The sequence below is a fragment of the bacterium genome (assembly GCA_037147175.1).
In the GTDB taxonomy this organism is placed as follows: Bacteria; Cyanobacteriota; Vampirovibrionia; order Gastranaerophilales; family UBA9971; genus UBA9971.
The window spans coordinates 40,362-54,560 of the sequence record JBAWVS010000011.1; the positions used below are offsets into that span (position 1 = coordinate 40,362).

The 14,199-nt window shown below is 32.3% G+C and carries 14 protein-coding genes; 8 read left to right on the forward strand and 6 right to left on the reverse strand.

The features are described 5' to 3' along the window. Nucleotides 1-23: 23 nt before the first annotated feature. Nucleotides 24-2,309 carry a type I DNA topoisomerase gene (gene topA / locus WCG23_04295; protein MEI8389089.1) on the reverse strand — a complete coding sequence of 762 codons (2,286 nt, stop codon included), beginning with the start codon at nucleotides 2,307-2,309 and terminating at the stop codon, nucleotides 24-26. A 153-nt stretch (nucleotides 2,310-2,462) separates the two neighbouring features. Continuing rightward, nucleotides 2,463-3,635 carry a DNA-processing protein DprA gene (dprA, locus tag WCG23_04300; GenBank protein ID MEI8389090.1) on the reverse strand — a complete coding sequence of 391 codons (1,173 nt, stop codon included), beginning with the start codon at nucleotides 3,633-3,635 and terminating at the stop codon, nucleotides 2,463-2,465. Nucleotides 3,636-3,840: 205 nt separating this feature from the next. Between dprA and WCG23_04305 the strand changes: the two genes are divergently transcribed. Further along, on the forward strand, nucleotides 3,841-7,290 hold the full coding sequence (locus WCG23_04305; protein MEI8389091.1) for an ATP-binding protein: 3,450 nt from the start codon (nucleotides 3,841-3,843) through the stop codon (nucleotides 7,288-7,290). A 9-nt stretch (nucleotides 7,291-7,299) separates the two neighbouring features. On the opposite strand, the gene ugpC is transcribed toward WCG23_04305, so the two are convergent. The 3 genes from ugpC to WCG23_04320 form a co-directional block, all read right to left on the reverse strand. Further along, nucleotides 7,300-8,382 carry a sn-glycerol-3-phosphate ABC transporter ATP-binding protein UgpC gene (ugpC, locus tag WCG23_04310; GenBank protein ID MEI8389092.1) on the reverse strand — a complete coding sequence of 361 codons (1,083 nt, stop codon included), beginning with the start codon at nucleotides 8,380-8,382 and terminating at the stop codon, nucleotides 7,300-7,302. A 123-nt stretch (nucleotides 8,383-8,505) separates the two neighbouring features. Then, nucleotides 8,506-8,673 (reverse strand): hypothetical protein, encoded by a 168-nt coding sequence (locus tag WCG23_04315; GenBank protein ID MEI8389093.1) that lies wholly within the window; start codon nucleotides 8,671-8,673, stop codon nucleotides 8,506-8,508. 151 nt (nucleotides 8,674-8,824) lie between these two features. Further along, the gene (locus tag WCG23_04320; protein MEI8389094.1) at nucleotides 8,825-9,235 is read right to left on the reverse strand and encodes a response regulator; all 411 of its coding nucleotides are present in this window, start codon (nucleotides 9,233-9,235) and stop codon (nucleotides 8,825-8,827) included. 475 nt (nucleotides 9,236-9,710) lie between these two features. Between WCG23_04320 and WCG23_04325 the strand changes: the two genes are divergently transcribed. The 7 genes from WCG23_04325 (at nucleotide 9,711) to WCG23_04355 (ending at nucleotide 13,616) form a co-directional block, all read left to right on the forward strand. Next, nucleotides 9,711-10,112 carry a hypothetical protein gene (locus WCG23_04325; GenBank protein ID MEI8389095.1) on the forward strand — a complete coding sequence of 134 codons (402 nt, stop codon included), beginning with the start codon at nucleotides 9,711-9,713 and terminating at the stop codon, nucleotides 10,110-10,112. 59 nt (nucleotides 10,113-10,171) lie between these two features. Continuing rightward, nucleotides 10,172-11,029 (forward strand): hypothetical protein, encoded by an 858-nt coding sequence (locus WCG23_04330; protein ID MEI8389096.1) that lies wholly within the window; start codon nucleotides 10,172-10,174, stop codon nucleotides 11,027-11,029. A 1-nt stretch (nucleotide 11,030) separates the two neighbouring features. Then, nucleotides 11,031-11,261, forward strand: coding sequence for a hypothetical protein (locus tag WCG23_04335; GenBank protein MEI8389097.1), 231 nt, complete (start codon nucleotides 11,031-11,033; stop codon nucleotides 11,259-11,261). Nucleotides 11,262-11,376: 115 nt separating this feature from the next. After that, entirely contained in the window at nucleotides 11,377-11,655 is a 279-nt protein-coding gene (locus WCG23_04340) for a hypothetical protein (protein ID MEI8389098.1), read from the forward strand. A gap of 35 nt (nucleotides 11,656-11,690) precedes the next feature. After that, complete coding sequence (locus WCG23_04345; protein MEI8389099.1) at nucleotides 11,691-12,029, forward strand: hypothetical protein; 339 nt, start codon at nucleotides 11,691-11,693, stop codon at nucleotides 12,027-12,029. Nucleotides 12,030-12,393: 364 nt separating this feature from the next. Continuing rightward, nucleotides 12,394-13,248, forward strand: coding sequence for a shikimate dehydrogenase (locus WCG23_04350; protein ID MEI8389100.1), 855 nt, complete (start codon nucleotides 12,394-12,396; stop codon nucleotides 13,246-13,248). Nucleotides 13,249-13,355: 107 nt separating this feature from the next. Continuing rightward, nucleotides 13,356-13,616: a hypothetical protein gene (locus WCG23_04355; protein ID MEI8389101.1), complete on the forward strand. Its 261-nt coding sequence runs from the start codon at nucleotides 13,356-13,358 to the stop codon at nucleotides 13,614-13,616. Nucleotides 13,617-13,647: 31 nt separating this feature from the next. On the opposite strand, the gene WCG23_04360 is transcribed toward WCG23_04355, so the two are convergent. Beyond that, nucleotides 13,648-14,013, reverse strand: a complete 366-nt coding sequence (locus WCG23_04360) for a helix-turn-helix transcriptional regulator (GenBank protein MEI8389102.1) — start codon at nucleotides 14,011-14,013, stop codon at nucleotides 13,648-13,650. Between the last annotated feature and the right edge of the window lie 186 nt (nucleotides 14,014-14,199).

The following is a 14,199-nucleotide window of genomic DNA, read 5'->3' on the forward strand; positions in this document are numbered from 1 at the left end:
TAACACCTGAGAGTCATTTTTTATTAAGACTCCATAGGTTTTTCAAAGGAACATTCTTTGTTTGAACAGGCAATTTTATTACCTCTTTTAAGGTATTTTTTTATAAGCATTGATTTGCATTCGGGGCAGGTCTCTCCGGCAGGCTCATTCCAGAGTGCAAAAGTACATGCCGGATATTTATCGCAGCCGTAAAATACTTTTCCGTAGCGGGATTTTTTCTCGATTAATTCCCCTTCGCATTCTACCTGCGGGCATTTAACCCCAGTTTTTTTGATGAATTTTTTTCTGTGTTTGCATTCTTCGTTTGTGCAGGAAAGATAATCCCCATAAGGACCTCTTTTTATAAGCATTGAAGAGTTGCATTTTTCGCAAAGTTCATCTGAAGGTCTGTCTTCAGGGAGAGGTTTTTGGTCTTTGGCAAGAGGCATGGTGTTTTTGCATTCAGGATATCCCGAACAGCCCAAAAATTGTGAACCGAAAGTCGTTTTTAAAGCCATTTGTTTTCCGCAATCGCTACAAACATGCTCAGTTAAAATTTCTATTTTTTCCATTTCTTTTTTTGCCTTTTTCAGAACTTCTGCAAAAGGCTCATAGAAATTGCCGAGAATTTTCTTCCATTGCGCATGATTTTCGGCTATATCGTCGAGATTGTTTTCCATATTTGCAGTAAATTGAGAATCAACAATCTCGGGGAAATGTTTGACGAGAAGTCCATTTACCGCTCTGCCCAGCACTGTAGGAACAAGAGCTTTTTCTTCCTTGATTACATAACCCCTGTCCTGAATTGTAGAAATAGTCGGAGCATAAGTACTTGGTCTTCCTACTCCTAATTCTTCAAGGGCTTTAACAAGAGTTGCCTCGGAATATCTGGGAGGCGGCTGGGTAAAATGTTGTTTCGGGTCAATTTTTTTGAGTTTTAAAACATCATCTTTGTTTAAATCAGGAATAGCATCAGTTTTTTCTTCGTCTTCCCTGTCGTCATAAACTATAAGAAAGCCGTCAAAAGTAATTTTGCTGCTGCTTGCCCTAAAAGTATATTTTGCCGCTTCTATTTCAACAGAAATAGTTTTAACTTCAGCGCTTTGCATCTGGCTTGCTATAAATTTTTCCCATATAAGCTTATAAAGCTTATGCTGTTCGGGAGTTAAATATTGTCTGACTGATTCAGGGTTTTTATCTATATAAGATGGACGTATAGCCTCGTGAGCATCCTGTACGTTCTTGCCTTTTTTGGCATAAACTCTTGGCTCTTCGGGGTAATAGTTCTTGCCGTAGTGTTCAATTATATATTCTTTAGCTGCATCTCTTGCTTCATCAGAAATTCTGGTGCTGTCAGTTCTCATATAAGTAATAAGACCGACATGTCCGCTTGAGCCGAGTTCTATCCCTTCATAAAGTTTTTGTGCAACCTGCATCGTCTTTTTAACGCTATAACCGAGTCTGCTGCTTGCTTCACGCTGAAGTGTACTTGTTATGAATGGTGCTTGAGGTTTTCTTTGTGTATTTCTTGTTGTAACTTTCGAAACTTTAAACTCTGTTGACGATTTAGAAAGTGTTTCCACTATTTTAGCCGAGTCATCACCGTTTTTTATTTCTATTTTTTCGCCGTTATATTTGGTTAATTCTGCATTAAAACAAACTGAAGACTTGAGTTTGGAAAGCTCTGCGGTTATTGTCCAGTATTCTACAGGAATAAATGCTTCAATTTCTTCTTCCCTGTCGCAAATAATTTTGACTGCAACACTTTGAACTCTACCGGCAGACAGACCTTTGCCAACTTTTTGCCAGAGAAGCGGACTAATTTTGTAACCAACCAGCCTGTCAAGAATTCTTCTTGTTTGTTGGGCATTGACCATGTCCATATCTATGTTTCTGGGAGTTTTTACAGCTTCCAGAATAGCGGTTTTTGTAATTTCGTTAAATACAATCCTGTGAATATTTTTTTTAGGCTTATTAAGAATAGTCGAAATATGCCATGCAATAGCTTCCCCTTCACGGTCAGGGTCGGGAGCGAGGAAGATGTCATCAGCTTCTTCTGCTGCCTGATTTAAATCATCTACAACTTTCTTTTTGTTTTCCAGAATTTCGTATTCCGGCTCAAAATTGTTTTTTACATCCACTCCGAGTGATTTTTGCGGTAAATCCCTTATATGTCCGACAGACGCTTTTATAAAGTAAGAATCTCCGAGAATTTTCTTAATAGTTTTTGCTTTTGCAGGAGATTCAACAATTACAAGGCTTTTTTTGCCTTTTTCTTTTTTTGCTTTGGGTTCTTTTTCTTTAGTCGGTTTAGTAGTGGCTTTTGCCATTATATTTTATGGTTCCTCTTAAAAGTCTCTTCATTTTGTATTATTTATAAAGAGTCGCTATCTTTAATCATTTTTTCAGTTTTTATTTTACCACTATAAAAAAATTATCAACCAATTATTTTTCAGCTTATTTTATATATAAAGCTGTTTTTATTAATTAGGCAAGTTTTTTACAAATTGCTGACCGGGAAGTTGTTTGATAACACCCTCTAATTCCAGAGAAGTCAAAGCCATCATCAATTCATCTATACTTATGTTTGTTTCTTTAAGTATAGTATCAAAAGATTTGGACTCAAGATCGAGAAGTCTGTATATTTTTTGCATATTTCCTGATAACTCAGGCTCGATATTTTTGTTTTCAGCATTAAAAGCAGGACTAAAATTCCAATTAAGCTGATTAAAAATATCTTCAGCCCTTGTAATTACGGCAGCCCCTTCTTTAATGAGCTTATATGTCCCTTCAGTATTTGGATTTGTAACCATACCAGGGATGCACATAAGTTCTCTATTCTGGTCGAGGCATAATTTTGCAGTAATTAGCGCGCCACTTTTAAGACCTGCTTCGCCAACTAAAGTTCCCAGAGAAAGTCCGCTGATTATTCTGTTTCTCCTTGGAAATGTCCAGGGAGCTGCTTTTTGGGACGGAAAATATTCAGAAATTATTGCACCGCCGGAATTAATAATATTTTTATAAAGCGGTCTGTTTTTTTCCGGATAAATATTGTCAAAACCCGAACCTATTACAGCTATTGTATTCAAACCATTATCAAGAGCTGTTTGATGAGCGCAAGTGTCAACGCCTAAAGCCATTCCGCTGATTATCGTAATATCATGCCCTTTTATCTCGGAAAGTATTTTTCTTAAAACTTCTCTTATATAATGGCTTGCTTTTCTGCTGCCCACTACTGCAAGGCTTTTTTGCTGATTGAAATTATTTAAGCTGCCTTTTACGAATAAAACTATAGGCGGATCATAAATTTGTTTAAGATAATAGGGATAATTTTCGTCTGCAAGTGTAATTACCTGCATGTCATGGCTTAGAATATCATCTTCTATTTTGTTTAAATCCCCGATAGAATTTCTTTCGTTGACAAACCGCTCTATCGTATTTGTCGAAAATCCGTCTATTTTTAGCAAATCGGCAGAAGATGCATGCCAGCATTCTTTTATAGAACCAAAATGCTCCATAAGCCTATTTAAATTAATTGTTCCTATTGAATAAATTTTTGAAAAAGCCAACCAGTATTTTAATTGCGCAGCGCGAGCAGATAAATCAGTAGCTTCGGGCTTTTGATTCTGCACTTCGTCCTTTATTAATTCACTCATTTTTGCCTTCTGTTTTTCAATCATAATGCTATTAATTTTATAAAAAAAATTGACAAATTAAAAGGAGTTTTTTTGCCACCTATTAATTTTTTGAGCGACAGTGTATTTTAAAACTAGCATATGACATTGCTCTATTGAGGTTTTAAGTTTTTTTAAAATGGCTATTTAATAAATAAGTTTTTACTTAATATATTGAATAAACAAAATGCAAAACGGCTTTTTTTCTCCGGGAATAAGTTTATTAAATAAATACAAATATCTGACTAAAATCAGCATAATAAGTTTTCTTATTATTTTATTGATAACGATTATGTTTGTTAGCATTTATTCAGAAATTGAATATGAAATTAAGTTTGCGCAAAAAGAAAAAATCGGTCTTGAATATATAGACGGACTTAAAAATCTTTTGCAGGATGTCCAGCAGCATAGGGCGCTGGCAACAGCTTATTATTACAAAAAAAAACTGCTTGAAGGTAATTTATCAGAAAAAAGCGAAATAATTTTATTAGATAAAAAAATCGATGAAGATATTGATTTTGTAAACAAAGCTCAACAAAAAAATCATTATGTCTTCAAAATGAATAAACTCTGGTTACAAATCAATGATAACTGGCTAAACTTAAAAAAGAATTCTTTAGAATATGACCCCTATGAAAAATTTAAAAAACATACATTTTTAATAAATAAAATTATTTATTTGATTTCTTATATAAGCGATGTTTCAAATCTTGTGCTGGATTCTGACATAGAAAATTTTTATCTCGCGCGAGCAATTTCTGGAAATTTGCCGGAACTGACAGAAAATACTGCACAGGCAAAATCTATCGGAGTAGGTATAACTTCAAGAAAAAAAATAATTGAGGATGAAAAAGTATTTCTTATTGTCAAAGCAACTTTAATAAAAGATTCTCTGCGCCGTGTAAACACAAAATTTTTAATAATTTTTGATAAAAATAAAATAATAAAAGAGCGATTGGAAAGATTTCTTGATGATATTAATTTTTCTACAAATTATTTTTTGAATTTGATGTATAGAGAAATAATTAATTCAAAAAATATTAAAATATCTCCAAAAAGTTATTATAGTGCAGCAACTTCTTCAATTAATTCAAGTTTCATGTTTTATGAAGAAGAAATAAATACTCTTAATGATCTTTTAACAAAAAAAATAAATAAACTTGAACATAAAAGAATAATAATAATTTCCTGTGTAACTATTATTATTTTGGTTACAATTTATATGTTTGCAAGTTTTACTTATGCTCTACTGGCTTCATTAAATACTCTTGAAAAAACAGCGCTGAGCGTTTCTGAAGGAAATCTTGATGCAAGAGCTGAAATTTTTGGTGAAGATGAAATGGGCAGTTTGTCTATTTCTTTTAATAATATGATTAAAGACTTGAAATATCTTAGGGAAAGAGAATTTATTTTAAGAGAAATTGTAATAAGCTCGCTGGAATCACGAAACATAAATGAACTTCTTCAAAATATTGTTAATAAAACAGGAAAAATTTTTGAAGCAGATAAATGTTTCTTCGTTAATTATGATTCTCAGCATAATGAGTTTTTCCCCATAAATCCTAATGACATTTATATTTCATCTTTAGAGTATAAAAATATTGCAGGAAAAAAATTTACAAAAGAAGAAATGGAAGTTTATACAAATATAGCCATAAAACAAAAACAGGTTCTTGCTGTAAATGATGTAAGCAAAATAACAATTCCGGAAGCGACAAGAAATTTAATGCAAGAACTTGGAATCAAATCATTTATGATGGCGCCATTGTTTTATGCGGGAGAACCGATAGGTCTATTAATAACTGATTCCATTAAAAAAATAAAAGAATACACCGAAGATGAAAAAAATCTAATAGAATCAATAGCAAATGAGTCTGCCGTAGTGATTAATCAGGCTGGTTTGACAGAAAAATATAGAGAAACCATAAAAAGAGAAACTTTTTTGAGGAAAATAATAAATAATATTCTTACAAGTGAAAATCTTGAAAAGGCTCTTAATTTGATATGCGAAGAAGTAGGAAAACTTTTTGATGCGGAAAGAGTAAAAATAAGAATTTATAATCAGGCAAAAAATATTTTTTCTGAAGTTATTTCAGAATACAGAAAAAATAATCAAATACGTTCTTTTCTTAATACTGATGCTTATAGCAAAGATGTTTCCGAATATATTTCAAGTGTTTTGATAAAAAAACAGGAAATTATTGTTGAAGATGTTGAACATATTTTAGTCCCTGATTATATGAAAAAGTTTTGCGACATTATGTCTATAAAATCTTTTATTGATGCGCCTATTTTTTATGAAGATAAATTGCTGGCAACAATTATAATTGAAAATACAACTGTTCCAAAAATTTGGGATAAAAAAAATATCGATCTTCTAAAACCTGTATGTCAGCAAGTTGCCCTCGGAATAAATTTGTTTAATCTTAACGAAGAAATAAAAGAAGCTCTTGTTAATGAAAAAATCTTAAGGGATATGATTTTAGAAACCAGAAAATTTACTGACCATGATGGAATATATAATTATCTTCTTAATCAAATATCAAATTTATTTAATCCCAATAGATGTTTACACTTGCAGCGTGATGAAAAAAACAATTTATTTGTTACAAATGAAGTCCTTAACGATGGGAACATCCAGCCTTTATTGAATCAGGCTTTTCTTTCCGCAGAATATACGAGCGAATTGACACCAAAAGAACTTTCAGAGGTTAGTATTGTAAAAGATGTTAATCAGGAAATACTTAATCCGAAATTAAAAGAATATTTGATTTCTAATAAAATACAGTCTTATTTGTTATATTTTACAACCAGAATACTTAGGAAAGAAAAAATTGAAATTTTAGGCTATACAATGATTTGTTTCCCTGAACCAAAAAATTGGTCATCTGCCGAAACGAACTTTTATAAATTTATAATTGATTCAGTATCTATAATTTACTTAGAACTAAAGCAAAGACTGGAAACAGAAGAAATCAAAAAAACTTTTATGGCAACACTTACACATGACTTAAGAAGTCCGATACTTGCCGAGCAAATAGCACTTGAGGCAATGATTTCTAAAAAAATAACCTGCTCAAGTGAACATTATGCCGAATATCTTGAGGATCTTTATAATACGAATAAAGGTTTATTGAAAATAGTAAATAATTTGCTGTCAGTCTATCATTATGAATCAGGGCTTCCTGTGTTAAATCAGCAGGAAACAAACATAAAAGAGTTGCTGGAAGAGTCAGTAAGGGCTTTAAAATATCTTGCAACCGATAAAGATTCTCAAATTTCTTTTGATATTCAGGAAAATTTGCCTTTAATAAATATTGATAGAGGTGAAATAAGCAGAGTTTTTTCAAATCTTGTCGGCAATGCCATAAAACATACAAAAAAAGGAACGCAGATAAAAATAAGCGCTTTTGTTAAAGATAATTGTATTCAGTTTGCAATACAGGATAACGGAGAAGGCATCTCCAGAGAACATATTAATAAAATATTTCAGAGATATCCTGTTGAAAAAAGAAAAATCGGAACAGGTCTTGGCTTATATCTTTCAAAACAAATAATCGAAGCGCATAAAGGAGAAATATGGTTTGAAACAGAAGAAGGAGAGGGGACCACATTTTATTTTACCCTGCCTGTTTAACAGCATTGCTTAAAATGCTTTAAATCTTTTTCCTGTTTCCGTATCAAAAATCAGAATTTTTGATATGTCAGGAGTAAGATTAATTTCTTTTCCTGCCAAAACTTCTTTGTCAGATGAAAGCTTGGCGACAATTTTTTTGCCTTCCAGAATATAATGAACAAGTTTTTCGCTGCCGAGCATTTCTACAAGTTCAGGAACGATTTTTAGCCCGTCAGAATTTACGGAGAAATGTTCTGGTCTGATGCCAATAGTAACTTTTTTATCGATTAAATCATTATTGTGAATAACCGCTTTTAAATTGTCATCGGGATAAATTGTATAATTTCCGAGTTTTATGGTTTTGTCAGGCAAAATATGTGTCTCAATAAAATTCATTGCAGGAGAACCAATAAAACCTGCCACAAAAATATTTTCAGGCCAGTTATAAATTTGCTCCGGAGTGTCTGCCTGTTGAATTATACCGTTGTTTAATACTACGATTTTGTCGCCCATTGTCATAGCTTCCACCTGATCATGGGTTACGTATACAAAAGTTGTTTTTAGTGAGTCATGCAGCTTTTTAATTTCGAATCTCATTTGAACCCTGAGTTTTGCATCAAGATTGGAAAGCGGTTCATCCATTAAAAACACCTGCGGATCTCTTACGATTGCTCTTCCAAGAGCAACTCTTTGTCTTTGTCCGCCGGAGAGTTGTCGGGGTTTTCTGTTCAAATATTCTGTAAGGTTCAAAATTTCGGCAGCTTCTCTCACTCTTTTATCAATTACATCTTTTTTGAATTTGCGCATCTTTAAACCAAATGCCATGTTGTCATATACGTCCATATGCGGATAAAGCGCATAATTCTGGAAAACCATAGCAATATCACGGTCTTTAGGGTGAACGTTATTTACAACTTTATCCCCGATAAAAATTTCTCCCGAGGTTATTTCTTCAAGACCTGCTATCATTCTTAGTATTGTTGATTTTCCGCAGCCGGAAGGTCCTACCAGCACTATAAATTCTTTATCGTTAACTTCAAGATTTATATTTTTTACTATTTCTACTTTTTTTTCGTAAGATTTACAGACGTTTTTTAATTCAACTTTTGCCATGATTATTTCCACCCAACCATCAATTATTTTTAAATTTTACCATAATTTTTATTAGACATAAAAAAGAGAAAGTTTTTTATAACTTTCTCTTTCTTTGAAAAAATAAAACTCAAAAAATTCTTGCTACAGCATTGTGCATAAAAGCATATAAACAAGCCCGAAACTTAAGCAAGTAAGCCCAAAACACCAATGCATTACAGGAGGCTGATTTTCCCAGATTTGACCTAATGTTATTCTTTCCGTTATTTCACCGTTTAAATTTACATCAAACTCAGTTGAATATTTATCCATAATTTCCTCCTGTTTAACACACAAACTTTTTGCACTTCGGCAATCAATCTCTTCCCCATAAGAATATAACTACAGTTTGCATTATTTTGTAAAAGCAGACATCAACCCCGAGATTTATAAAAAATTAATCCGCGGGTTAAAGTTTTATATTTTAAAAACCCATTTCTTCCAGTTTATAACTCAGAAGCGTAGGATTATTAGAAAGCGCATATTTGGCAATAAAATCCACATTAAGCTCTTTGGCGACATAATTAATATCAAAGCTTGCGGAAATAATTAATATTTTGGAATTTTTGCATTCTTTTCTTTTAAGAATATTTCTTATAAACCAAATTCCTGCATAAGACTCTTCAGTTATTTCTTCCATTTCCAGATCAGAAATTATTAAATCATAACGGGTTTCCTGATTTTCAATAATTCTGTTAAAACCTGACCTTGCGCTCATTTCAAAATCAATTTCACAAGAATTATTCTCAAAATAATTGTTTAAGAGGTTTATATGGAATTTTATCCATTGAGGAGTGTCTTCTACTATAAGAATTTTTATTTTGTTTTTGTTCATAAATACCTGTGATTTTTTTGACTCATTTAATATATTCGAATTTTAAAACAAAAATCTGTTTTTTATAACGCCAAAAAAATAATCAATAAATAAATTCAACATTTGCTTTATATATAAAATTGTCGACAGATATTCACAATAATTAAATCACTTAAATCTATCAAAAGGTTAAGCTTCTTTAAGAAATGTAAATATATTATTTTATATAAATTAAAAATGTGGAAATGCTTTTAATAATTATTATTCTAATTATCGTTAGGGATAAAAAGCTTTATTTGCATTGATTTATGGTTTTGTTATACAAAAAAACCTTATTTTTACAGTGTGGTTAAAAGGATAGGAAAAGAGAAATATTTTAGGAAATTTGAAAATATATTAAGAATTTAAAATTTTTTTAAATCAAAAAATTAAAGAATAAATTGATTGTGCCGATAAATTAATTAAGTTATTAAAAGACAATATGGAGATTGAAAATATGGGTTTAGCCGCCAGTCAAGCAAGATTCTTATCGCTTACAGCAAGAAAAAGCAACGTTGAGTACAATGGTCAGCAAGTAAACCAACAGAGAATGATACTTTCTTCCATAGAACAAAATTATGCTACGGCAATGACTGCGTTGATGAATACTACAGATTTCAGCGGTTTTACAGTAATCCAAACTACAGGGAAGTTAGTTACTGCCGGAGGTGATGCAGCAATTTCTGCAGAGTATAACCGACTGGTGGATCAGATTGGTGCTATACATAATCAGGATAAAGCTCTTGAGCAGAATCTTAAAGATATTGATACAATGCACAACGAAATTCAGACAGAAATAGATGCAGTTAAAAAAGTTATCGATAAAAACATCGATGCTACTTTCAAAACATTCGCATAGTTTTTAGGGAAACTAAAGATTAAGGAGAGGAAAAATCAGGAAGGGATAAGTATAGAAAAATGAGTTATAAATACGACGGAATGTTGGTACTAGCCAATAAATTCGGTTTAGCCAGTAATGATGCAAAAGCAGAAATGTTTGAAACTTATGACAGGATTAGAGATCTTACCGTAAGTGGTTCTAATACAGGTGGAGCCGGTAGTTATGGTGTTGCAGGTTCGTTTTTGATGAATCTTGCTAAATTAGTCGGTCCGTCAAGTTATTCCCCTGTTTTAGGCTCATCAGCAATAAATGTTCCTGGGACTTCTTATTATTCCTCAGGTACAGCAGGTAATGCAACTTCAAGTACACAATCATCCTTTGGAATGGGCGATATGGCAAAATATCCCGGATTTCCGTCAGGCGGTGCTGCACCTCTTGCTGCGATAGGTGCATTGGGGTTAAATAGTTTGACCGGAATAGGAAATGAACTCGGTTCGCTCTCTGATAGCTTTGCTGTAGGCGGAGTGCCCACAGGTGGCGCGGCTTCTACCGTAGCAGGAAGCTCTTATATCCCTGCTGCCGGAGCATTGACCGGCATCGGCGCAACAACAGGCAATTATTCTGATATTGTCCTTCCTGTCGCAGGGGTAGTTGGAGGACTAGGAGGACTGGTCAGTTCACTAGCTCCATATTTCGGGCCTTTTGGCGTTCTTGCCGGCATGTCAGGTAATCTGGCAAGTGGATACGCAGGCGCAGTTCTTAGTACTTATCAGACAACAACAGGTCAAATCTTAAATAATGCCGATACAGTTCTTTCGATGAAAGTTAAAAATATTGAAACGGTCGTAAAACAACTTGATGTACAGGGCGATATAGTCAGGAAAATGCTAAAAACCGGATTAGAAGCTGATTCTAAATCAGTACAGGATATGTAAAATGAGTAACGTTAGGTTATATGTAAGATCAACTCACAGGGCAATTATTAATCAAGGGACAATTCTTATTAATATCAAAAATATGATTCGTGATTTGTTTCAAATTCTAAGGAAAAAAGAAAAAATTAATCAAACTATTACTTTAACAAGAGCAAAATTGCAAAAGCAAAATGAAATAATAAGTTCCGAAAGCTCTGATTTGCAAAGTAAAGTTCTGAATTTTATCAGATAACTTCTAAATAAAAATTTACAAAAATTTACAAAAAATAGGAAATTTACAGCACTCAATTGTTTTTATATATATAAGAGCATAGTGCCCAATTTCTAAAAAGGAGTACAAAACCTGTATGTTAGCAATTGCGGCAAAAATAAACAATAAATTTCAGGATTGGGTAAGTTTTTTCAGAATTAGCCAATCTTATATCAAACGCAAAAATCCATTATTAAATATGGTTTCAAATACTTTAAATTCTATTCAGAATTTTTTAGTTTCCAGAAAACAGTTAAAAGCCCTTAAATACAGAGTTCAGTTAATGAATTACAGAATATATCAAATGGAGCAATTAATTCAGCAAAATAATCCTCATAATTATAAAGGAGGAATAAACATAAACCACCTAAGGTAAAATATATATTAGTAACTAGAACAGGGGAAAGAAAAATGGGACTTGTCTCAGGCATAATAAGACTACAATATTTGCAACAAATGCAATTGGATCTTGAATATAAGGTTCAGACATTAACTCAAACAAAAATGCAGCTTTCATCTCAGGGAGTTGAGCTTGTTACAGTAGGTTCTGATCTTGAACCTGATTCTCCTGAAGTCAAACGTCTTGAAGCAAGGCGGCAAAAACTTGAATTAATGGAAAAAAAGATTGATGCAGAAGTACTTAAATACCAAAATCTGTTAAAAATGGCGGAAACAGAAATGCAATCCGCTCAAAAAATCGTAGATAACAGTATAAAACGTTCTTTCTCCTACGGAGGAGGCGGACAGTAAACTCAAATAATTAAATAATTAAATAATTTATAAATTTTCAAATTAAAGAGGCTGCTAAAAATTTTTTTAGTCAGCCTCTTTTGAAATGTGTTGTTATTAATGATTTGAAGCAGCAGGTAAAAAACATTGTAAAGAAATATTGCAAAATTATAGACAATTTATATAAGAAATAGCAAATCTTATAAAATCTTACCACACTCCCCCTTTCCCTTTTACACTACCTACCTACATCACAAAAGTTTTAGACAGTTAACCAACTGTCTTTTTTTTTGCATAAAAATCATTTTTTGGTTTTAAGTATATAAATATCAATTTCTTAATGATTTTGATAAGATTATTTCTATAGTTCAAGGAAAATAAAATAATGATTAAGCTTGGAATAATCGGTTATCCTTTAGAACATTCTCTTTCCCCCGTAATGCACAATGCAGCTTTGAAAGAAATTGGCATTGAGGGAAGTTATGTTCCTCTTGAAACCTATCCGCAAAATCTTGCAGAAAAGATTTGTTTTCTTAAAGAAAACGGGTTCAGGGGTTTTAATGTGACCATTCCTCACAAAATAGCGGTGATGCAGTATTTGGATACGATAGATGATTTTGCAAAAGTCGTTGGTGCTGTAAATACAGTTGTTATTGACAAAGATAAAAAACTTTACGGCTATAATACCGATGTTTACGGATTTGTTCAGGCAATTCCCACGGTGTTAAAAGAAAATATTAAAAATAAAAAAGCGGCTGTTATCGGTTCAGGCGGAGCAGCAAGAGCTGTTATGACTGGATTGAACCAACTGGGAATAAAGGAAATTTCTATTTTTGCCAGAAATCAGGAGAATTCACAAAAATTAAAAGAAATAATTCTAAAAAATTTCCCGCATATTAATATAATTTGTTTGTTTCTAGAAGAAAATGCCGATTTGTCAGAGTTTTCTGTGGTAGTAAATACTACACCGCTTGGAATGTACGGAAAAAACGAAAGAATTTCTCCTTTAAGTAAGAATTCATTAGCAACTTTGCCGGAAAATGCTTTAGTTTACGATATTGTTTATAAACCTGAAAAAACAAAACTTCTTGAATATGCCGAGCAAAGAGATCTGATAACGCTAAATGGTCTTGAAATGTTGATTTTGCAAGGAGCAAAAAGCTTTGAGCTCTGGATAGGGCAAACTCCAACTTTAGAAGTTATGAGAAATGCATTAATTCAAAATATATATCGCTTATAAAAAATATGTTTTAAATTAATAGAAAAGTACTATAGCTTAAGATATCTTAATTTTATGTTTAATTTTTCCGATAAATAGGAATATTAAATAAATAAAGGACTGCAATCATGATTCAAGGAATAAAAAACACTCCTTCAATAAGTACCTCTTTCCCTTCTGAAAAGAAGGCTATTTGCTCGGGGAATGAACCTCTGAATTCTTTCGAAAATGAAGATACGGCTATAATAAGCGCACAGGCAAAGTTATTAAATGAACTTGATAAATATAATGCAGGTCAAAGTAATGAAACAGATCTTGCTATTACTTGTATAAACTCTAAAATTCAAGTAAATGCCGCTGCAAAAGTTATTAATACCAAAAAAAAATAATGGATACTATTCTTGATTCTTTTTAAAATATTTACGATTGTTTACCCGGATCAACAAAGCCACCTTGTTTTAAAAACCCTATTATAGCATAGGCGGCACTTTTCTGAAGCTTTGAAGGGGCTTGTCTCATAAGATCTACAGCTTCCGCAAGGACAGGATCAAGGTCATACCACCTTCTTCTTAAGGTATTATTATGTTCATGGAAAAACCATTCTATTGGTTTGTTATAAAAATCAGCAAGCTTTTTTAACTCAAAGACATCAACTTTTCTGGTACCTGATTCCATAACTGAAATCGCAGAAATAGGTAGGTTTAGATGTTTTGCGACATGTTCTTGTTTTAAACCTGCTTCAATTCTTGCTGTCCTGAGTTTTTGGCAGAATACTTTCCTGTCCATATGCCTTTTTACTCCTTTTTTCAAATCCTAAATAATCATTTTTTTGTGTTTTTAACTATAGTTATATTTTATATTATAAAACATCTTTCTGAAAATCCAAAATTATTAAGTGGCTTTTATTACAAAAATTTAAATTATAGTGCTCTGAAAAAGTAATTAAGAAATGAAATATTTTTTGCGAAAGCA

What these genes read in the sequence shown, in the direction of transcription:
- topA (MEI8389089.1), bottom strand. Translation starts at nt 2,309, where the DNA reads ATGGCAAAAGCCACTACTAAACCGACTAAAGAAAAAGAACCCAAAGCA.
- dprA (MEI8389090.1), bottom strand. Translation starts at nt 3,635, where the DNA reads ATGAGTGAATTAATAAAGGACGAAGTGCAGAATCAAAAGCCCGAAGCT.
- WCG23_04305 (MEI8389091.1), top strand. Translation starts at nt 3,841, where the DNA reads ATGCAAAACGGCTTTTTTTCTCCGGGAATAAGTTTATTAAATAAATAC.
- ugpC (MEI8389092.1), bottom strand. Translation starts at nt 8,382, where the DNA reads ATGGCAAAAGTTGAATTAAAAAACGTCTGTAAATCTTACGAAAAAAAA.
- WCG23_04315 (MEI8389093.1), bottom strand. Translation starts at nt 8,673, where the DNA reads ATGGATAAATATTCAACTGAGTTTGATGTAAATTTAAACGGTGAAATA.
- WCG23_04320 (MEI8389094.1), bottom strand. Translation starts at nt 9,235, where the DNA reads ATGAACAAAAACAAAATAAAAATTCTTATAGTAGAAGACACTCCTCAA.
- WCG23_04325 (MEI8389095.1), top strand. Translation starts at nt 9,711, where the DNA reads ATGGGTTTAGCCGCCAGTCAAGCAAGATTCTTATCGCTTACAGCAAGA.
- WCG23_04330 (MEI8389096.1), top strand. Translation starts at nt 10,172, where the DNA reads ATGAGTTATAAATACGACGGAATGTTGGTACTAGCCAATAAATTCGGT.
- WCG23_04335 (MEI8389097.1), top strand. Translation starts at nt 11,031, where the DNA reads ATGAGTAACGTTAGGTTATATGTAAGATCAACTCACAGGGCAATTATT.
- WCG23_04340 (MEI8389098.1), top strand. Translation starts at nt 11,377, where the DNA reads ATGTTAGCAATTGCGGCAAAAATAAACAATAAATTTCAGGATTGGGTA.
- WCG23_04345 (MEI8389099.1), top strand. Translation starts at nt 11,691, where the DNA reads ATGGGACTTGTCTCAGGCATAATAAGACTACAATATTTGCAACAAATG.
- WCG23_04350 (MEI8389100.1), top strand. Translation starts at nt 12,394, where the DNA reads ATGATTAAGCTTGGAATAATCGGTTATCCTTTAGAACATTCTCTTTCC.
- WCG23_04355 (MEI8389101.1), top strand. Translation starts at nt 13,356, where the DNA reads ATGATTCAAGGAATAAAAAACACTCCTTCAATAAGTACCTCTTTCCCT.
- WCG23_04360 (MEI8389102.1), bottom strand. Translation starts at nt 14,013, where the DNA reads ATGGACAGGAAAGTATTCTGCCAAAAACTCAGGACAGCAAGAATTGAA.